Source organism: uncultured Thalassospira sp. (genome assembly GCF_963976115.1).
Lineage (GTDB): Bacteria > Pseudomonadota > Alphaproteobacteria > Rhodospirillales > Thalassospiraceae > Thalassospira.
In genome coordinates, this window is sequence record NZ_CAXBJJ010000011.1 from 66,005 (window position 1) to 86,889 (window position 20,885).

Consider the following 20,885-nt stretch of genomic DNA (forward strand, 5'->3'; position numbering starts at 1 on the left):
TTATAAATTTCACAAATTCATATGGGAGAAAATATTATGAATCTTGAAATACCGACATGGGTAAAGCCCGGCATATTTGGCGGCGTCATCGGCGCTATCGCAATTACAATTATCGGCTTCAATGCGAACTGGGTTGTATCAACCAGTTCCGCAACAGAGATGGCGGATGACCAGGGCAAGAATGCGGTCATTACGGCCCTCGCCCCGATTTGTGTTGCACAGTTCAAAACCCAAACACCAACAAACCAGACCCTGCAGCTTGCGGCCCTAAAGCAGGAAAGCTCGTATAAGCGCGACGATTTCGTCGTCGATCAGGGTTGGGCCACCATGCCTGGCAATGAAGCACCAACCAAAGAAATCGCCGATGCCTGTGCGGACCAGTTGATGAAACTGATCTCATAACGTCGCCGTTCAAGCTCTGCGCGGCTTTATTATCGTTCAAAAACGGTATTCGGAGTCACACCCGAATGTCGTTTTTTTATGCCTGCAGTTCGCGGGCGACAATTTTCTTCAATAATTCCGGCCTGCAAACCGGCAAGTTTCCCGAAATCAAACCAACAACATTTCGGGAAACAACATGTCCGCCAATCTCAGTCTGTATCTTTCCATGGCAAGTTTCGCCCTTGTCGCCTCGATCACTCCTGGCCCGGTCAATATTCTGGTCCTGGGAAACGCGCTTCAATATGGTTTCCGGCCCAGTCTGCGCCCGGTTTTTGGTGCAACCGCCGGGTTTTGCCTGCTGTTTTTGCTGATCGGCCTTGGCCTGCATCAGCTTTTAACCCAAAGCCCCGAAATATCGCTGGTCATCAAATGGGCCGGTATCGCCTTTCTGCTCTATCTCGCCTTCAAGCTCGCCACGGATAGCGGCCAAATCGGCACCACAACCACAACAAAGGTCCCCTCGATCATGGCCGGTGCGACCTTGCAATGGCTCAATCCCAAGGCATGGATGGCGTCGGTTGCGGGCATGGGGGCGTTCATTGGCGATGGCAACACCACCCTGCTTCTGCAGTTTGTCGCCCTTTATTTCGTCATCTGTTTTTCGTCGGTGGGGTGCTGGGCTGTTGCCGGGGCGTTTTTACGGCGCTATTTGAACAATGCCGTTCTGGTCCGGCGGTTTAACCGCTGCATGGCACTGTTGCTTGCCGCCAGCGCCGTTTATTTGATGATGCACTAATTTCGCTATTCCCTTGAATATGCGCAATCAGGCACACATCACATGTGCGTATTGGCGCGGCGTTGCCGTCATTTGCCGCTTGAACACCCGTTGAAAATGCGCCTGATCGGCAAAACCGCAATCTAACGCCACATCGACAATCCGCCCGCCGCGTTTCAGGGCATGGCGCGCCCGTTGCACCCGGCAATTGATCAAATAGGCATGGGGTGTAATGCCATAGTGCTGCTTGAACGCGCGCACCAGCCACGATGGCGACAGGCCCGCTGCCTGGCAAATCTCGTCTAACCGCAACGATTGCGCACAATGGGCACGAATATAATCTGCCGCGCGCGCCATTTTACGCCCATCAACCTTGCCCACCCCCGCCAACAGCCTTTGGGCTGCAGGCCGCGACGCCGTTTTTGCCAACAGCAAACTGAAAAATCCGGTCGCGGCGGCTTCCTTGCCCAACAGCGAAACATCAGCATCCTGCAACACTTGGCCTAGCCGCACCAATGGCCCAAACACTTCCGGGTCGTGGCTTAATACCGGGTCAAAGGCGGCAAAGCCCCCCTTGGCATCGGCATCATTTTCGGCCTGCAAATTGCGCAACCACCGGGTATCCACATACAACATCTGAAACGCCCAGCCGCGTTCCACCAGCGGATGGCAATCATGCACGTCTTCGGGGTTAATAAAAATCACTGTGCCGGTATCAAGTTCATGCTGCGCACGGCGCATATGGCACGCACTGGCCCCACCCAGGATTGCCCCGATCGAAAAGGTATCATGGGTGTGTTTGTCCGACCGAATATCGCGCCCCTCGCGCACAAACCGCGCTTCAATAAAGGGCAACTGCCGGTCATGCCAAAAATACTGATTGCGGTTAGGGGCGTTTGTCATCAGCTCGACCTGTGATCTCTTGGGTAAAATTCTACGATAGGGCAAATTCCCCGGTAGCACTAGCCTCGCACTGTGCTTATAGTCCCCCAAATGTTCGATGATCGTACCGAAACCCAGCCCCGTTTTTTACCCCCCGACGCGCCGGTCATGGTCGCCGGGTTGCGCCACGCTGTGTTTTTAACCCCCGATGGCGAGGTCGAGGAAATGCCGCTGGCCGCTGCGGCCAAGCGCGCCCGCGCCCAGCGCCCGATCATTGTTCACATGCCCGCCACCGCCAAACGCCTGCGCATTGATGGTTTTATCGGCCATGATTTGCTGGAACTTTTTGCCTTTGTGCGCCCGGCACAGTTTTGTGTGCCCACCCCGCGCGGCATGGCCCTGGCCACCGGGCAAAAGGCCTGCGATGATTTGATCGGTCAGGCCGAAGCCATGGCCGAAGCGATGAAACGCCTGCTTCAGGAACTTGCCGTTCTGCCCGGTGAAAAACGCGGGCGGGCCTTGTCCATTGCCTGGCCGATGGCGCGCGGGCAATGGCCGTGGGGCGTGTCGGTTTTGGCCGCCATGGGGGCTGACGGCGATGGTCCACACCGCTTTGCGGTTTATGAAGGGCTTAAAATCTGGAAAAAACTGGGTGAATGGTCCGAACATGCGCCGCCACCCCCGCCTGGCAACAACCCGGTTGAACCCGCCGAGGCCCGCGAACGACTGTTGAAATTGCTGGGCGACGGGGCCGAAGAACGCCCGCAACAAGCCGATTATTCATCCGCTGTCTGTTCCGCCTTTGCCCCGCGCACCAGCGATGGCGCACCCAATATCGTTTTGGCCGAAGCCGGAACCGGCACGGGAAAAACCCTTGGTTACGTTGCCCCGGCATCGGTCTGGGCTGAAAAAAACGAAGGTGCGGTCTGGATTTCCACCTATACCCGCAACCTGCAACGCCAGATCGACGGCGAATTAAACCGCCTTTATCCCGACCCGCGCGACAAACGCCGCAAGGCCGTGGTCCGCAAAGGGCGCGAAAATTATCTTTGTCTGCTAAACTTTGAAGAAGCCCAACGCCCGCTGGCCCAGCAACCGCGCCAGGCCATTCCGCTGGGCCTGATGGCGCGCTGGGCGGCGGCAACCCGCGATGGCGATATGGTCGGCGGCGATTTCCCGGCATGGCTCACCGAACTGATCGGGGCACGCTTTACATCGGCCCTGGCCGATCAGCGCGGCGAATGTATTTATGCCGCCTGCCCGCATTATTCGCGCTGCTTTGTCGAAAAAACCGTGCGCCGGGCGCGCTCGGCTGAAATTGTTGTCGCCAACCATGCCCTTGTGATGGTGCAGGCCGCCCTTGGCGGGCTTGATGATGCCTCAATGCCGACCCGCTATGTTTTTGACGAAGGCCATCATTTGTTTGATGCCGCCGACAAGGCCTTTTCCGCCCACTTGACCGGGCAGGAAGGAGCCGAATTGCGCCGTTGGCTTTTGGGCGCTGAAAACAAAGGCAGTTCGCGCGCACGCGGCCTGAAACAACGCCTTGAAAGCCTGATCAGCGAACGCGAAGAACTGCGCGATGCGGTCAATGCAGTTATTGTTGCCGCCCAATGCCTGCCCGATCAGGGCTGGCTGATGCGCCTTCAGGATGGTGTTGACCATGCCAGCGGCCCGGCCGAAATTTTCCTGGCCCATGTCAAGGCACAGGTCATGGCGCGTGCCTCGGAAAAGGATCGCGGCTATTCGATTGAAACCGATTGCAAACCTGCCGTTACCGAAGTCCTTGCCAGTGCAGCCGATCTCGATCGTGCACTGGCCTCGCTCGAAAAACCGGCCAAGGCACTGATCAAAATCATCGCCCATATGCTTGACGAAAAAGCCGACGAGCTTGACTCCGCCGAACGCCAGCGCCTTGATGCCGCCATTCGTTCGCTTGAACGGCGCGCCATCATGCAGGTTGCAGCATGGCGTGGCATGCTGGAATCGCTGGTCGACGCCACCCCCGCCGAATATGTGGACTGGTTTGCCATCGAACGCCAGTTTGGCCGCGATTTTGATATTGGCATGCATCGCCATTATATCGACCCGACCTTGCCGCTCACAGCCGCCCTGGCCCCCACGACCCATGGCATGGTGGTCACATCGGCCACCTTGCGCGATGGCACCGGCGATGAAATGTTTGACTGGGGCGTTGCCGAAGACCGCACCGGGGCCTCGCACATGCCGCTGCCTGCGGTGCGTGCCGCCATGAAAAGCCCCTATGACTATCGCAAGCAAACCCGGGTTTTTATCGTTAACGATCTGGCGCGCGACAATGCCGACCAAATTGCCAGCGCCTATCGCGAACTGTTTTTGGCATCAGGCGGCGGTGCACTGGGCCTGTTTACCGCCATCACCCGCCTGCGCGCGGTTTATGAACGCCTGACCGGCCCGCTGGACGAAGCCGGTTTGCAATTACTGGCCCAGCATATGGATGGCATGGATGTTTCCACCCTGATCGATATTTTCCGGGTTGAACGCGATGCCTGCCTGCTCGGCACCGATGCCGTGCGCGACGGGGTTGACGTGCCCGGCGACAGCCTGCGCCTGATCGTATTTGATCGCGTGCCCTGGCCCCGCCCCGATATTTTGCACCGTGCGCGCAAGGCCGCCTTCCACGGAGCGCGCTATGACGATATGCTCACCCGCCTGCGCATGAAACAGGCCTTTGGCCGCCTTGTGCGCCGCGCCGAAGATCGCGGTGTGTTTGTCCTGTTGGATAATCGAATGCCGACCCGCCTGTTAGGCGCGTTTCCCGACGATGTCGACGTGCAACGCGTCGGCCTTAAAGAAGCGATTGCCCAGACCCGGGCGTTTTTACATCCCGAGCTTTGACAGGTTATGGCTCCCCGTACAGCCTTATCCGGCACCTCCCAGATCGGATGCAATATCGTGGCGAAGGGCCAGCCGAAGCGCATTGGCAATGGCAATAATATCAATACCTTCCTGTAAAAGTGCCCCCGCCACCGGGCTGATATAACCCGCTGCGGCAAACCCCATCGCCAGCACCGACAACACCATGCCGCCAATCACACTTTGCAAAAGAATACGGCGCATGGCGATGCTGATATGTAAAAGTTCATCCACCGTGGCCAGCGAGGCTTCGGGAATCACCACCCCTGCCGCCTCTGCCGTCACCGCACTTTCCTTGCCAAAGGCAATCCCGACGGTGGCAACAGCAAGGGCCGGGGCATCATTAATGCCATCGCCCATGAATAATGTCGGCGCCGCCGCCGTTTCGGCGCGCACAATGGCAACTTTCTGTTCCGGGCTTTGGGATGCCAGGCTTTTGCCAATCCCCAGCAATTCGGACAAATAAGTGACCTCGCTTTCGCGGTCGCCCGATACCAGCATGATTTTTTTAAACCTGTGGATCGGCCCTAAATGGTCAACAAAGGATTTGCCGTCATCGCGCGGCGTATCGCGAAACCGCAATGTTGCCCCATACCGGCCATCCACCATCACCACGCATTCAAGGCCCGACGACGTTTCGGGCAAAAGACGGGCATTTTCCTGGTCGGTTGCCAATAATTTTTTGCGATGGGTAACGGCAATATCGTGCCCGTCGACCACCCCGGTCAATCCCTGCCCCGGCTTTTCCGATGCACGGGCAACGTCACCAGCGGCTATCTTGCGGTCCTTGGCCGCTGCCATCACCGCCATTGCCAGCGGATGGCGCGAATAACGTTCCAGGCTGGCGGCAAAGCGCAAAACGTCATCTGCCACAAAACCCGGGCCGGGCAGAATATCGGTCAGTTCCGGGCGGCCATAGGTCAGGGTGCCGGTTTTATCAAAAATCGCGGTCTGGCAGGTTGGCAAGCGTTCCAGTGCGGTTGGGTCGCGAATGACAATGCCGCGCCGGGCCGCAATCGAAATCGCACTCATCACCGTAATCGGAATGGCAATAAGCAGCGGGCAGGGTGTTGCCACCACCAGCACGGCCAAAAACCGTGTTGAATCGCCCGTTACATACAAAACCATAATGGCAAACAACAACGCCACTGGCGCAAACCACGCCCCGATCTGGTCGCCCAGGCGGCGAATTCTGGGCCGTTTTTGTTCGGCATCACGCATCACATGCATGATCTGGGCATAGCGGGAATCACGCGCCTGTTTTTCCGCCCGGATCACCAGAACGGCATCGCCATTAATCGCGCCAGAAAGCACCGCCGTTCCCGGGACTTTGGCCACCACAAACGGCTCCCCGGTCAGATAGCTTTCGTCCATATTGCCATGCCCGTCGACCACGGTGCCATCAACCGGGGCGGTTTCATGGGGAAACACCGCAATCAGATCGCCAATGGCAACATCATCAAGCGCAATATCGCTGATCTCGCCCTTGTCATCCTTGCGATGCGCCACCGATGGCATCCGGCTGGCCAGTGCATTTAAGGCCGACGACGCCTTGCGCATCGCAAAGGCCTCTAATACCTGCCCGCCGGTCAACATCAGAATAATCAATGCGGCAGCCAGATATTCACCGAGCCAGATACCGGCAACAAAGGCAATGGCGGCCAAAAAATCAGCCCCCATTTCCCGACGCAGAAATTTCAACAGCAACTGGGCAAGGATCGGAACACCGCCAACCACAAACAGCGCCAGCAACGAAAGGTCCGCCGCCGCAAAGCCCCCCACAGCCGCCAAACCCGACCAGCGTAGGGAAAAATGCACAAAAATCGCCAACAAAGTCACAATCAGGATCATGCGATTAACAAAGGGGACGGACAATGCCGCATCGGCCCGCGCCAAAATCCGGTCTACATCCCCGATAATTGCCATATCGCACGCTCCTGTTTATGATCGGTTGATCATGACCGACTTCATGCGCCGACGCTATCTATATTACAGAAACAAAATGTTCATACCTGAATGACCCGCGAAAAAATCAAACAGGTTTGCTCTTTGTGCTGGCAAGACGGCATGACCAACCCCGTCACCATCACGCGCAAGCGTTTTGCGCAACTTTTTTTGTTAAAAATCAACTTTTAATTAAAAAATATTTTGCCACATACATCCATTGTAAGATGTGCCGTAAATCCGCCAAAATGAGATATTGGTAAACTTTGACAGTCTCCAGAAAACGTTATAATCAATCGGCAGATTAATCATGATCTGGACATTTGCCGTGCGTGCGAACCGGGCCTCATCACCGTCTGATCTGCGGGTAACCATCACAACGCTGGTGGCATGCCTTTTATTGATCAATACGGTTTTGTTTGGCTTCATGCATGCACCACTGGCGGCACAGGCCAATGCCGACGGCAAAGGATATATTCCGTTGCTGATTTGCACCGCCAACGGCATTCAGGCCATTCGCGTGCCTTCCGATCCGGCAAATCCGCAATCGGTTCCCGAAATATCGGGCAAATACGACAGCTACGAAGCCTATCAGTGCGCGATGTGCGGTTTTGGCATGCATTCGATGGCGCCAGCCGCAACTGTCGACATTCCGGTTCTGCACCGCATCTTGCTGTCCAATGCGGTTACCGCCCTTCACATCACGGCCCATTCCCCCGATTTTTATCCAAAAGCCGGCACGCCCCGCGCGCCGCCGGTCGCATTGGCAGCATAGTTAACCGTTTTTTGGTTTATCATTGCCCTGCAATTTTGCACCGGCACGAACCGTGCCATGTGTGAAATCGGCAAAAAGGGTCGATAATGTCCATTCACGCCACCGCTCCGCGCGGATGATGCTCAAAATGGCCGGTTAATCACGCCAGAACGGTTCTTCATGCTGCCCTGCCAGATCTGCCTGCGGGGTCTATCGGCTGTTTTTTCACGCCATACTCCCCCGCAGTTTATCGCAACATCATGAAATCAGACGACACAACGCCCCGCCATGCGGGAACCATCGTTGTGGCCTACTGGGGATATACCATGTCTAACCCAATCAGCGGTGCATCGCGCCGCCAACCCGAAAACACCAACGGCTTTTATCGCGCTGTCTGGCGCTGGCATTTTTATGCCGGGCTTTTTGTTTTGCCCTTCCTTGTCCTGATGGCCATTACCGGCGGGGCCTATCTGTTCCGCGATGAAATCGACAATATCGTTTATGCCGATCTAAAACAGGTTGCCGCGCCCACAACCCCGGCCCTGCCCTATAGCACACAAATTGATGCCGCCTTGGCAATGCAGGCTGGCAAGGTGGTCAAATTAACCACCCCGGTCACGCCAACATCAAGCACCGAAGTCACCATTGCCGATGCCACCGGCACCCGCCATGCAGTCTATGTAAACCCCTATAGCGCACAGGCACTGGGCGAAATGGCTGATCGCGGCACCATTATGTGGACCATTCGCCACCTGCACAGCCTGGCCGAATTTGGCACCTTTACCAACGCCCTGATCGAAATTGTCGGCGGATGGACCATTTTGCTGGTTCTGACCGGCATTTACCTGTGGTGGCCCAAACGGGTTGACGGCACATCCCGCCTTGCCATTCGCGGCAAACCAGCCAGCCGTCGCTGGTGGCGCGACAGCCACGCTGTGGTTGGCCTGTTTGCCGGTTTTTTTATCTTGTTTCTGGCAACCACCGGCATGCCATGGTCAATTTTCTGGGGTAAATATGCCAACCAGTTCGCCAATGGTACGCCCACGGGCTATCCTTCCGGGGTGCGGGTGGATGTTCCCCTTTCCACCGTCCCCATGATCGATGCCTTTGGTGAAACCGGCTGGACCACCGAAAACGCGCCCCTGCCCCTGTCGGTCGCATCCGGCCCAAAGGCGATTGGCATTGATGCCGCCACCACAACGCTTAATGACCTGGGCCTGACACAGGGTTACGCCGTTAGCCTGCCCAACGGGCCGCGCGGCGTTTACAGCGCGTCTATCTATCCCGATGATCTGTCCCTGCAACGGGTGATCCATTTGGATCAATATTCGGGAAAACCCCTGATCGATATGTCATATGCCGATTATGGCCCGTTAGGACGCGGGCTGGAATGGGCGATCAATGTGCATATGGGCCAGGAATATGGCCTGACCAACCAGATTGTCATGTTAATGGTTTGTGCATCGATTGTCTTTATGGCGATTTCAGCCGGGGCAATGTGGTGGAAACGCCGCCCCGACGGGCAAATGGGGGTGCCACCCCTGCCGCGTGACATACGCAAGGTGTACGGCGTGATGGCCATTCTGGCGATTGGCGGCATTATTTTCCCGCTGGTCGGCCTGTCGATGATCGTGATTTTACTTCTGGACCTGTTTTTTGTTGTCCGTCCGCGATTGTTGCTTCGCAACGCCTGATCATTGTTTGGGCGCACGGCATGTTCGTGCCGTGCGCCTTTTCCCGCAAACAGGAGGATCCGGCCATGAAGACCTCTGACGCCTTGCGCCAAATCCTGACCTATGCCGATGACAAACCATTGCTGATCCCGGCCAACACCTTTCTCGAACCCGAGCAGGAACACCTTGCCAACGCCTATATCGTCGAACAGGGACTGATCATTCAGGGATATTATAATCGCAGCGGCGACCGTCAGATTTGCCGGGTATATCGCCCTGGTGATGTCTTCGGGCTTGAATCCCTTGATGGCGGTTTACTTAAAAACAGCCCACCGCTGGTCAGCGAAACCCTGTCAGACTGCCAGGTCATGCGGCTACCCTTGACCCGACTGCGCCAGCAGCAATCGTCAAGCCTGTCGCTGGCACAGGTTATATCGCATTTGCTGAGCCGCGAAGTCATTGCCAGCCATTACTGGAAAATCAACATTGGCAGCGGCCCTGCTATCAGCCGCATCTGCCGCTTTTTGTTATGGGTGGCCCATCGCGACCGGTGCATTGTACCGCCGCGTGACAAACTGGGCAGCATTGTTTCCGTGACCACCGAAACAGCCAGCCGCACCATCGCCAATTTGCGCCGACAGGGGTGTCTGCTCCCGTTTGAATATCCCCAACGCGACCATATGCGCATTGACCGCACAGAATTGCTGCGCCACGCAGGTGAATTCTGGGATAATCGCGCAGCCTGACGATATAGGCGTTTCCCGGCGGCGGCTTTAACCCGCAAAACCATTGCGTTTTAAAGTCCGCCGCAAAGAAACACCACCTCAGACGATGGCGGATGCCGTATCAACATGGATGGCATAAACGCTTGTTGTTGCCGTAATCAGCAACTCGTTGCCGCGTGGCCCGCCAAATGTCAGGTTTGAGACAGTTTCAGGCACCATAATTTTACCCAGCAACACACCGTTCGCATCAAAGCAATGCACGCCGTCCGCCGCCGACGTCCAGACATTGCCATGATAATCGACCCGAAACCCGTCGGGCAGGCCCGGGTCAATGCGGGCAAAATCACGTCCGTTTTCAAGCCGGTTATCCGCGATTACATCGTAAACACGAATAACCGAGGCCACGTCTTCATCATGGCTGGCACCAGATTCCGCAACGTAAAGCAGTTTTTCGTCAGCCGAAAAGGCAAGGCCGTTCGGCTGGGCAAAATCAATTGCCACCTGGCTTAGGTCGCCGTTATCGGGATCAACGCGGAAAACACTGTGATGGTCTTGTTCCGGGGTCGATTTATACCCCTCGTAATCCGATAAAATGCCGTATGTCGGGTCGGTAAACCAGATACTGCCATCAGATTTAACCACCACATCATTAGGCGAATTCAGGGGTTTGCCCGCAAACTGATCGGCCAGTGTTGTAATCGTGCCATCATGTTCAGTCCGGGTGACAGACCGCGTTCCGTGCTGGCAACTGACCAGGCGGCCTTCCCGGTCTCGGGTATTGCCATTGGCAAAATTCGAATTTTCCCGAAACACATTGACCGAACCATCACACATCCAGCGATAGATTTTCTGATTGGGAATATCAGAAAACAACAGGCATTGGTGCGCGGGAAACCACACAGGCCCTTCTGTCCATAAATGCCCGGTCGAAAGCCGACGCAAACTGACATTTAACAGTACAAAGTCGCGAAAACGAGGATCGATAATTTCATAGGGTCCGTTCATACCCTGCCCTTTCTTTTGCTGGCCAGTGCAACCACAGACACAATAATCAACCCGGTCAGGATCAAACGAACCCCGGCACCCAGACCATAAGAATTAAGCATCGACACCAGCAGGAACATGAACAATGCCGCCGCCCAGATACCGGGCACATTTGAATTGCCCCCGGCAATCGACGACCCGCCAATCACGACCACCGCAATCGACATCAGCATATATTCTGTTCCCATATTAAGGTTCGCCCCGCCGGAAAAACTGGCCAGAATAAAACCGGTAAACGCGGCAAGAACAGCACAGCCGACATAAACCCCGAAATGCACCATATTAACCGGCACACCCGCCAGGCGGGCAGCCCGCTTGTTTTGCCCGGTTGCCAATATCCAGCGCCCGGCAATGGCCTTTTCCAAAACCACCCATGCCAGCACCGAAACCAGAACGGCGACCAGGGCGGCATTGGGAATGCCAAACGTGCCCCCGGTGGCAAAATCGGCCAGACTTTGCGGCGGTTTGATTCGCAATCCCCGGTTTGACCAGATCGCCAGCGACTGAAACAAAAATGACGCCGACAGCGTTGCGATAATAGGCGGTATACGCATCATCAAAATCAGCGCAAAGTTAAACAGCCCGCATGCCAGCCCAACGCCAATCGCAATCAAAAGCCCTGGCACAATAAGGGAACCATCCGATGCCATGAATTTTAACGCAATCGTTCCGGCAAGGGTCATGGTTGCGGGAATGGAAAGATCCACATTGCCCGGCCCCAGGGTGACGACAAACATCTGGCCGACGCCCACAATCACGGCAAAGGATGCAAAGGTAAACGCCGCATACAGCAACGACCCGGCCCCGCCGCCACCGCCCGTACCGGCCAGCATGGCCGCGATATAGGTTGCCCCGGCCGCCAGATAGGCCCATATCCACGCCTTGCGCAATACAGCCCCGGACAGATGTTTAAGCCCGCGCTTTTCCCTGCCATCGGCACTGTTTTTAACGGTCATATTCATACCAGTGCCTCCCGCCGGGTAAAAACAAGCCGCACGGCAAGCACCAAAATCAGGATCGCCCCTTGTGCGCCAATCTGCCAGTCAGATGACAGATGCAAAAACGATAGAAAACTGGCCGCCAATGTCAGGGTCAAGGCCCCGATCACCGCGCCGATCGGCGATACCCGCCCGCCGGTAAATTCGCCGCCGCCCAAAATCACCCCGGCAATCGATAACAGGGTATAACGCAACGCAATATTGGCATCGGCCGATGTGGTCAAGCCCACCAGCGCCATGCCCGCCAGCACGCCAAACAACCCGGCAATACCATAAGCAATTGCTTTTAGGCCGATAACCGACCAGCCAGAACGCTCAATCGCCTGTTCGTTGCCGCCCACACCGCGCAGCAACACGCCCAAAGACGACCGTTTAACAAAATAATGCATAATCAGCGCAATCAGGATCGGCGCAATAATTGCCACCGGCAACAAGGGCGGCTTGGCTTTCATGATGGTGCGCAACCAGTCTGGCGCGGACCCGCCGGGCGAGGGCAAAATCAAAATCGCCATGCCCGACCAGAAAAACGACATGCCCAGTGTGACAACAATCGCAGGCAGGCCACGGGCATGGATAATCGCCCCCATCGCGGCATAAACAAGGATCGCTGCCATCAAGATGGCATATCCGACCACGGGGTCGGTTTGCACAAAGGTTGCGGTGACGCAGGCACAAAAGCTGACAAAGGTGCCAATCGACAAGTCAATGTCATTGACCATCAGGATCATCATCTGGGCAATCGTTGCCAGGGCAACCGGCACCGCCAGATTGAACAAAAGATTAAGCCCGAAATAGCTCATGGCGCGCGGTTGCAGATAAAACACCGCAGCGAGCAAAATCGCCAGCGACAAAACCGGCAACATAATACGCAAATGATCGCGGTTCACTGGGCAGCCTCCTGCATTTCAAACGATGCGCGAAGCATGTTCTCTTCGGTAATGTCATCGCCCGTAAGTTCAGCGGCAATTTTGCTGTCGCGGAAAACAAAAACGCGGTCACATTCCATAATTTCGTCGGTTTCGGTGGAATACCAAAGGAATGTCCGGCCTTTTTCGGCTTCCCCGCGGATCATGCGATACACTTCCTTTTTGGTGCCCACATCCACACCGCGCATGGGATCGTCCATCACCACAATCGGCGCGCTTGATGCCAGCGCCCGTGAAAACAGCACCTTTTGCTGGTTGCCGCCAGATAGCGATAAAATCGAACGATCCAGACTATCGGTTTTAATGCCGATTTTACGGTGCCAGTGCTGTGCCAGCTTCTTTTCCGCCGCACGGTCCACCAGAAAATGGCGACTAAACTCGACCAGGGTCTGCAAACTTAAATTGCGCATGATCGACCATAACGGCATCACACCATCGCGCGCCCGGTCCCCGGCAACAAAAACAACGGCAGGTTCACGGTTGGCGCGCCAGTCTGACGACCGTTCCAGAAAACATTGCGCCAGGGCTTCGGCCTGCCCGTGTCCTGCCAGGCCCGCCAAACCAACGATTTCGCCCTTGCGCGCCGTCAGCCCGTTTGCCATTCGCAGCACTTCAGGGCCAAATTCCGTGTGCTTTCGCGCTTCGGCCACGTCTGCCCCATCGGAGGCAACATGGCCCATCGCATCCACAAGGCTGTCGCGGGTAAAATGCGCGGCATCATCATTGGCAATAATGCGCCCGTCTTTCATCACAACAAGGCGGTTGGCGACCGAGAAAATTTCGCCCAGCATGTGGGATATAAAAATGATCGATCCACCACTGGCGCAAAACTGCCTGATATATTCCAGCAACTGATCGGCAATCGCACCATCAAGCGACGATGTCGGTTCATCAAGGATCACCAGTCGGGCATCAATATCGCGCCCGGAAAAGGCAATGGCAATTTCCACCATCTGACGTTCGGCAATCGACAGATCACCAACCACGCTATAGGGGTCAATCCCGTTTCCGGGAAAAATGGCGTCCAGTGATGTGCGCACGGCCCGTGCCGCATTGCCGCGCCAGTTGCACAACGGCATTTTGCGGTAAGGAATACGCAAATTTTCCAGAACTGTCAGGTTGGGGCACAGCGACAATTCCTGAAATACGCTGCGGATTCCGACATTTCTCGCCCGCTGGGAATTGCGAAAATCGGCCTTGCTGTCGCCGCCATCATAGCTGGCATCGCCTGTCGTCGGCGACAAACGGCCATTGATCACGTTCACCAAAGTCGACTTGCCAGCCCCGTTATGGCCAACCACCCCGACACATTCACCAGGCATGATTTTCAAGTCGATATTGCTCAGGGCGTTGACCACCCCGAAAGAAACCCCGATACCCGCCAAAGTAATGATCGGCACCTCCTCGGTGCCGATCGCTTTTTGGTTCTTCACCATGATCAAGTCGCCTTACTTCGTCGACGCGATCAGGTTTTTCGCATCATCCAATGAATATTCAACATTGGCGACCGAACCTTCAGGGGTGTCTTTCAGGGTTTTTGCCAGCGTGCTTTCGTCCACATGCAAGAACGGTACAGTCAGTTCCTTGGGCACGTCATTCCCGTCAAGGATCTGTTGTGCAACCCAGAATGCCAGAGTGCTGATCCCCGGTGCAATCGACAAAGACGTGGTCTCATAACCATTGGCAGCCTGTTGGTCAGACCACCATTTCAGTTCATCCTGGCGGTTGCCCATAATGATGGTCGGCATCGGGCGATTAGCCGCAGCAAAGGCCTGTGCCGCCCCATATCCGTCGCCGCCCTGGGTTACAACTGCCGTAATATCAGGCAGGCTGGGCAGAATACCGGCCACCGCTTTCTGGGCAACGTCCTGGGCCCAGTCACCATGAACCGAACCGACAATTTTAAATTTGGAACGGCCAACTTCATCATGGATACCCGCGCTGATTTCATCATCAACGAACACCCCGGCAAGGCCGCGAATTTCCAAAAGATTGCCGCCCTCGGGATAGCGTTTTTCGAGATATTGAACCTGGTCACGCCCCATTTTCCGAAAATCGATTGCAACCCGCCATGCACAAGGCTCGGTCACAATACCGTCAAAGGAAACCACGATAATACCGGCATCGCAGGCTTCCTTGATCGCGCCGTTAATCGCAGTCGGGGAGGCTGCATCCACAACAATCGCGTCATAACCCTGCAAAATCATGTTCTGAATCTGCGCGGCTTGTTCCGTCGCCTGGTTTTCCGATGTGGTAAATGCATCGGCAGCCGCAACGACCCCGCTTTTAACAGCAGCCCCGGTAACCTTATCCCAGCTTTCGAGCATGGCCTGACGCCAGGAATTTCCGGCATAGTTGTTTGACAGGGCAATTTTTTTACCAGACGTATCGGCCATGGCACTGCCTGATGCCACAATCATAGTCCCGGCAATCGCGCCGAGAAGCAGGCTCTTGAATGTCATTTTTCCTCCCTGACGCGGCGGTGCCACGTCCTGATTTGTTTGTTTTGTTTGCGTCAATTTTCCCGTTTTGAACGGCAACAGGATTATCTTATTCTAACCAATAGGATTTACGTCGATACTGGTAAATTCGTAAAGAGCGGACACCGCATCAATCGTGCGGGTTCACACACCCGTCTTGCGGGTTCCCGCAAGACAAATCAAACCCGTCGTCATATGGTCACCGCAGGAGGAAGCATTCATGTCGGATCTCGCTCATTACCTGCGCATTTCCAATCTGCTTGCAGGCAATCTCGATATCCACTCCGCCTTGCATTCTGTAAAATCGGAAATCGACAAGATTATCGAATTTGATCATCTTGATGTCTGCCTGACAGATACGGACAAAACCTGGAACACGTCTTATGAAGTTGGGCTAAAAACAAGCTGGAGTGCGTCGCGGTCCCCGGTCAAACAATCTCCGGTGCGCGACATTCTTTTGGGAAAAACCGACCATCTTTTGACCGGTAATGCGCTGAAAGACCCGCGCTATGTTTTCCCCGACGCCATCAGTGCCCCCATCCTGCATCATGAATTTCGCAGTCGCGTCAATGTGGCGATGAAGGTTCTGGGTGAAGTTGTCGGTTCCTTGAACTGTTCGTCAAAAAAGGAAGACTTCTATAACCAGCACCATGTCGAACAGGTGCGCATTCTGGCCGATATTCTGGCCCCATATTTCTATGCCTTGCGGGCCAATGAAAAAGCAAGCAAGGAAGCCATATTTCGGGCCGAAATTCTTGCCCGGGAAGAAGGCTTGCGCCTTGGCGCGCTCAGCCTGACCGATGCGTTAGAAGCCGAACGACAACGGATCGGAATGGATTTACACGACCAGACGCTGGCCGATCTGACCCGCATTGCCCGTGATATCCACCCCGGACTAACCGAGGCACAACATCGTCGCCTGCAACAGCAATTGCAAAATATGATCCAGGATCTGCGCGACATCATTGATACCTCTATTCCGTCCATCCTGGAGCTTTTCGGCTTTCATCATGCCATCGTCACCCATCTCGAACGTGCCGTCAGCCACGAAAGTGCGATGTCTTTCAATGTCGAGGATCGCACCGGCGGCGCGGTCGATGCCTTGCCCGAAACCATCCGTATTGCCATTTTCCGCATCTGCCAAGAAGCCACCAACAATTCGGTCCTGCATTCAGGGGCGGCGCATATCTCCGTCCTTGTCTGTCATGATGACACCGGATTCCTGAAAATCAGGATTAGCGATAATGGCGCCTTTCGATTGTCTGATCGCAAATCCCGAAGGGGCCTGGCCCATATGAAAACCCGCGCCCAACTTATCGGTGCACGCTATGAAATCAGCACCGTAAACGGAACGCAAATAACACTAAGGCTGCCCCAAGCAGCCGGAAATACCAAAGGGACGGCCCATGAAAATACTGCTGGTTGAAGACGATAAAATGCATGTCGATTTCCTTCGGGAAATCGTCGAAAGTGCCCTGCCGGAATTTGATGAAATCCTGATTGCCCGGGATGGCAAAGAAGGCGAAACGCTAGCCCAGCGCCACAAAGTCACGGCCATCGTGATGGATCTGCGCATGAAGGAACATAACGGCATCGAGGCCGCCAGAACCATTTGGGCGCGATGCCCCGATACGCGCATTATGTTCTGGTCCAATTACTCTGACGAAGCCTATCTGCGCGGTATCGCCAATATCGTCCCCCATCAGGCAACCTATGGCTATGTCCTGAAAACCGCAACACAGGATAGAATGCGCCTCGCCTTGCGTGCTGTGCTGATCGAGGCACAAATCGTCGTTGACCGCGAAGTCCATCAGATCCAAAACCAGCAAATGCGATCGCGCAGTGCACTAACCGAGTTTGAATATGTCATCCTGCTTGATATTGCCCTGGGCCTTCCCGACAAGGCCATTGCGACACGGCGTAAACTCTCGCTGCGCACCGTGCAAAACCGCTTGTTATCCCTTTATGATAAACTTGACGTGGGTGCGCTTGACCAAAACGATCTCGATATTGCCCTTAACAAACGTGCCCGCGCTGTTTCTTGCGCCATCAGTCGAAAAATTATCAACCGCGAAGGGCTGTCGGCGGCAGAAAAGGAACTTCGGGCCTGGCTGACAAAATCATCAAAACTCATGCCTGAATAATGATTGTCACACAATATCGGGTATCGGGGGATAACCGCAAAGGGTCCGGTTTCAAGGCATTGGCTTAGCGAAAAATCGCTTTAATGTACCACATCTGGTTTTAGGCCCGCTTCGTATTGTGCTCGCAACAGGGCTTCCATTTCGGCGGCGGGCACAGGTTTGCTGAAATAAAATCCCTGTAACTCGTCAACGCCTTCCGCGCAAACCAGTTCAAGCTGGGTTTCGGTTTCAATCCCCTCGACATTCACCGACATGCCAAACGACCGCGCCATAAACACCACAGCACGAACAATCGCCGAACTGCCGTCTTCCTCGGCCATATCAATAATAAAAGATCTGTCGATTTTCAGCTTGTCGACCGGAAAGCGCTTTAAATAGGCCAGGGACGAATAACCGGTGCCAAAATCATCAATTGCGATGCGAATACCCTGGTTTCGCAACATCCCCAACGTAATGGCCGCTTCACGCGGATTATCCATCATCGCCCCTTCGGTCACTTCAAACTGCAATTGGCGCGGGTCCAGGCCGGTGCGTTGCAGGGCGTCGCCGACACTTTCAATCAGGTCTTCATGCCGTGCCAGTTCCAGCGGCGACAAATTAACCGAAATCAGCAGTTCTCCCAGCCCCGCTTCTCGCCATTTGCGGGTCTGAATACAGGCATTGTTCAAAACCCATTTGCCCACTTCGGCAATAATACCCATGCGTTCTGCCACCGATATAAAATCCACCGGGCTAACCATGCCGCGCGATGGATGGAACCAGCGCACCAGGGCTTCCATACCAACAATCTGGTGGCCGGTGGCACCAACAATCGGCTGATAGAACAGCTCGAATTCATCATTGCCAAGGGCACGTGACAAATCGCGTTCCAGCGCCTTGCGTTCCTGCACCTCAAGCTGCAACCGCGTTTCAAAAAAATGATACCGGTTTCGCCCTTCCGCCTTGGAGCAGTAAAGTGCCAGGTCAACATTGCGCAAAAGGTCTTTTTCGTCGCGCCCGTCCTTGGGATACACACATATCCCGACCGAGGTCGAAACCAGCACTTCATTGCCTTCCAGCATAAACCGCTCGCTGATCCGTTCAATCAGGCGCTGGGCGACAATGGTAATTTCTCCGACGGTTCCCGGGTCGTGCAACAGCACGGCAAACTCGTCCCCGCCCAGCCGCGCCACGACATCTTCGTTGCGCAACCGCACGCGCATACGTTCCCCCACCCCTTGCAACAGCAAATCACCAATCGGATGGCCCAGCGTATCGTTGATGTCCTTGAAATTATCCAGATCAAACAGCATCAAAACAAAACTTCTATGCTCGCGCTTGCCCCGCGTGACTGCCATCGCAAGACGTTCCTGAAACAAAGTCCGGTTGGGAAGCCCGGTCAACCCGTCATGATGGGCCAAAAACTGGATACGCGCTGCGGAGCGTTTCCGATCTGTAATATCGGTAATAGACCCTTCAATCAAAACCGGCACGCCACGATCATCGCGCACCAGACGGGCGTTTTCCTCGATCCAGATAATCTTGCCATCACTGCGGCGCAGCTCAGCTTCAAACCCCTGGACAATGCCATCGCGCAACAACCGCCCGGTAAATTGGAACCGCACGCCGGGTTTCACATAAAACCCGTCGCGCGCCAACGCTTCCTGCCCGACCAGCTCGTGCTCATTCTCGTATCCAAGGATCGACACAAAGGCCGGGTTGGCCGACAATAATGGCCCCAGTGGTTTGGACTGATAAAGCCCCTCGGCAGAGTTTTCAAAAATACCGCGATATTTTTCCTCGGCCAAACGCAGGGCGCGTTCCACGGCGGTTTTTTCCGTCACATCCTGACCGATGCAAATGACCCCGCCGACATTGCCGTTTTCGGCAAAATGGGCGCGGGCATTCCACTGCAACAAACGAATCTCGCCGTCCTTGCGGCGAATGGATATCACTTCATCCTTGATGATTTCACCGGCAATCATGCGATGAACACGCCGGGCAACGTTGGCGCGCTCGCGCTCGATCACCAGCAAATCAAAAAAATTGCGCCCCGCCGCTTCCATCCATGAATAGCCAAAGGTCCATTCACTTTCGCGATTATATTCCAGGATGCGCCCTTCGGCATCGAGAAACATAATCACGCTGCCAGCCGTCTGAACCAGCGCACGATAGCGTTCCTGACGGCGGCGCAAATCATCTTCGGCCTGCCGGCTTTTGGTCACATCAATCAGGGTGATGCTATAGCCCAGCAAAACGCCGCCTTCCCCATGAATGACGGTGGCATTCATCCGCACCCAGATCTGGCTGCCATCCTGACGGCGCATTTCGATTTCGCGGTCGCTAAACCCGTGACCACGGCGCAAATGCCGGGCCAATTCCACCAAATCATCTTCGCGCGCATAAAATGTTTCAGGCTTAAGTTGGTATGCCTGCTTAACAGATGCCGTATCCTCAAAGCCAAATAGCGGCGCAACCGCCTCGCTGACCTCGGTCACCTGCCCGTCAGCCGATAAATCAAGAATGCCCTGCACCGCATGTTCCAGCGCCCGGCGATAACTTTCCTCGCGCGTGCAATCGCGGCCGAACCATGCAAAGCCGCCATTATCTGCCAGAAATGTACGTCGCCACTGAAAAATGCGCTGTCCATAATGAACCGAACGCATCGTTTGGCCCGGTTCGGCCGGGCCACTTAACGGGCGTTGGCCGCCTGGAATTGCCAGGGCGGCAACATTGGGTAATCCCACTTCCATGGCAACCAGTTCTGCGGCGGCATTGCCATGCCGAAATTCCCCGTCCGGGCCCAGCACAAGCACCGGCAAAGGTGAAATCATCAACCCCGACGAAATCAGCCGATCCTTTTGCGTCAGCATCACAACACGAATAACATTGCCCCCCGCAAGCGGCAGCCACCATCCCAGAAAATAGCGCTGTGCCATCCCTGCTACCGGAATAACAAATGTTTCGCCTTGCGGTTTGTCCCGGTCCTGGCTTTGACGCGCCCGCGCAACAATATCGGAAATCTGACGATAGGCACCAACAGGCTGCCACACAAGCTGATCTGATGCCTGCATACCAAATGCAGCGACCCACGCGGCATTTCCCAGCATCACTTGCCGGTCAGGAGCAATAACTGCCGCAGGCACATTGTCACACGTAACCAGTGCCGCAACTGCCATGGCGGCATCAATTGAAATGTTGGCTCCCATTTCCCCGGCTATTATCATCTGTTTTTGTTATGTCAGCGCGACCATAGCTTTTCACCAACGTGCTGCAAAGGGCTTT

16 protein-coding genes are annotated in these 20,885 nt (G+C 55.3%); 8 read left to right on the top strand and 8 right to left on the bottom strand.

Translation table 11 applies throughout. From position 1 onward, the window contains the following. Positions 1 to 36 precede the first annotated feature (36 nt). A complete protein-coding gene (locus AAC086_RS15535; protein WP_339779963.1) occupies positions 37 to 402 on the top strand; it encodes a hypothetical protein in 366 nt (121 codons plus the stop codon). Between the two features lie 175 nt (positions 403 to 577). Beyond that, positions 578 to 1,177, top strand: coding sequence for a LysE family translocator (locus tag AAC086_RS15540; protein ID WP_339779964.1), 600 nt, complete (start codon positions 578 to 580; stop codon positions 1,175 to 1,177). A 27-nt stretch (positions 1,178 to 1,204) separates the two neighbouring features. Here AAC086_RS15540 and AAC086_RS15545 read toward each other — a convergent pair whose 3' ends face one another. Beyond that, on the bottom strand, positions 1,205 to 2,059 hold the full coding sequence (locus tag AAC086_RS15545) for an AraC family transcriptional regulator (protein ID WP_339779966.1): 855 nt from the start codon (positions 2,057 to 2,059) through the stop codon (positions 1,205 to 1,207). A gap of 90 nt (positions 2,060 to 2,149) precedes the next feature. Between AAC086_RS15545 and AAC086_RS15550 the strand changes: the two genes are divergently transcribed. Then, positions 2,150 to 4,915: an ATP-dependent DNA helicase gene (locus tag AAC086_RS15550; protein WP_339779968.1), complete on the top strand. Its 2,766-nt coding sequence runs from the start codon at positions 2,150 to 2,152 to the stop codon at positions 4,913 to 4,915. Positions 4,916 to 4,939: 24 nt separating this feature from the next. Here the strand turns inward: AAC086_RS15550 and AAC086_RS15555 are convergent, their stop codons facing one another. Beyond that, the gene (locus AAC086_RS15555) at positions 4,940 to 6,859 is read right to left on the bottom strand and encodes a heavy metal translocating P-type ATPase (protein WP_339779970.1); all 1,920 of its coding nucleotides are present in this window, start codon (positions 6,857 to 6,859) and stop codon (positions 4,940 to 4,942) included. A 328-nt stretch (positions 6,860 to 7,187) separates the two neighbouring features. Here AAC086_RS15555 and AAC086_RS15560 point away from each other — a divergent pair, with 328 nt between their 5' ends. From AAC086_RS15560 to AAC086_RS15570, 3 genes are all read left to right on the top strand, one after another. Further along, positions 7,188 to 7,652, top strand: a complete 465-nt coding sequence (locus AAC086_RS15560) for a DUF2946 family protein (RefSeq protein ID WP_339779972.1) — start codon at positions 7,188 to 7,190, stop codon at positions 7,650 to 7,652. A 305-nt stretch (positions 7,653 to 7,957) separates the two neighbouring features. Further along, positions 7,958 to 9,325, top strand: coding sequence for a PepSY domain-containing protein (locus AAC086_RS15565; protein ID WP_339779974.1), 1,368 nt, complete (start codon positions 7,958 to 7,960; stop codon positions 9,323 to 9,325). Between the two features lie 65 nt (positions 9,326 to 9,390). Further along, positions 9,391 to 10,050, top strand: a complete 660-nt coding sequence (locus tag AAC086_RS15570; RefSeq protein ID WP_339779976.1) for a Crp/Fnr family transcriptional regulator — start codon at positions 9,391 to 9,393, stop codon at positions 10,048 to 10,050. A 78-nt stretch (positions 10,051 to 10,128) separates the two neighbouring features. Here the strand turns inward: AAC086_RS15570 and AAC086_RS15575 are convergent, their stop codons facing one another. The 5 genes from AAC086_RS15575 to AAC086_RS15595 are packed head-to-tail and all read right to left on the bottom strand — an operon-like array spanning position 10,129 to position 15,459. Continuing rightward, positions 10,129 to 11,034: an SMP-30/gluconolactonase/LRE family protein gene (locus tag AAC086_RS15575; RefSeq protein ID WP_339779978.1), complete on the bottom strand. Its 906-nt coding sequence runs from the start codon at positions 11,032 to 11,034 to the stop codon at positions 10,129 to 10,131. Continuing rightward, positions 11,031 to 12,035 carry an ABC transporter permease gene (locus AAC086_RS15580; protein WP_339779981.1) on the bottom strand — a complete coding sequence of 335 codons (1,005 nt, stop codon included), beginning with the start codon at positions 12,033 to 12,035 and terminating at the stop codon, positions 11,031 to 11,033. Before AAC086_RS15580 ends, AAC086_RS15575 begins: the two co-directional genes overlap by 4 nt. Next, positions 12,032 to 12,958, bottom strand: a complete 927-nt coding sequence (locus AAC086_RS15585; RefSeq protein ID WP_339779983.1) for an ABC transporter permease — start codon at positions 12,956 to 12,958, stop codon at positions 12,032 to 12,034. The genes AAC086_RS15580 and AAC086_RS15585 overlap by 4 nt, the downstream gene beginning before the upstream one ends. Beyond that, entirely contained in the window at positions 12,955 to 14,433 is a 1,479-nt protein-coding gene (locus AAC086_RS15590; protein ID WP_339779985.1) for a sugar ABC transporter ATP-binding protein, read from the bottom strand. Before AAC086_RS15590 ends, AAC086_RS15585 begins: the two co-directional genes overlap by 4 nt. A gap of 12 nt (positions 14,434 to 14,445) precedes the next feature. Continuing rightward, positions 14,446 to 15,459: an ABC transporter substrate-binding protein gene (locus AAC086_RS15595; protein WP_339779987.1), complete on the bottom strand. Its 1,014-nt coding sequence runs from the start codon at positions 15,457 to 15,459 to the stop codon at positions 14,446 to 14,448. A 238-nt stretch (positions 15,460 to 15,697) separates the two neighbouring features. On the opposite strand from AAC086_RS15595, the gene AAC086_RS15600 reads away from it, so the two are divergent. Continuing rightward, positions 15,698 to 16,903, top strand: coding sequence for a hypothetical protein (locus tag AAC086_RS15600; RefSeq protein ID WP_339779989.1), 1,206 nt, complete (start codon positions 15,698 to 15,700; stop codon positions 16,901 to 16,903). Further along, positions 16,884 to 17,621, top strand: a complete 738-nt coding sequence (locus AAC086_RS15605; protein WP_339779991.1) for a response regulator transcription factor — start codon at positions 16,884 to 16,886, stop codon at positions 17,619 to 17,621. Before AAC086_RS15600 ends, AAC086_RS15605 begins: the two co-directional genes overlap by 20 nt. An 80-nt stretch (positions 17,622 to 17,701) precedes the next feature. On the opposite strand, the gene AAC086_RS15610 is transcribed toward AAC086_RS15605, so the two are convergent. Then, positions 17,702 to 20,809 carry an EAL domain-containing protein gene (locus AAC086_RS15610; protein ID WP_339779993.1) on the bottom strand — a complete coding sequence of 1,036 codons (3,108 nt, stop codon included), beginning with the start codon at positions 20,807 to 20,809 and terminating at the stop codon, positions 17,702 to 17,704. Between the last annotated feature and the right edge of the window lie 76 nt (positions 20,810 to 20,885).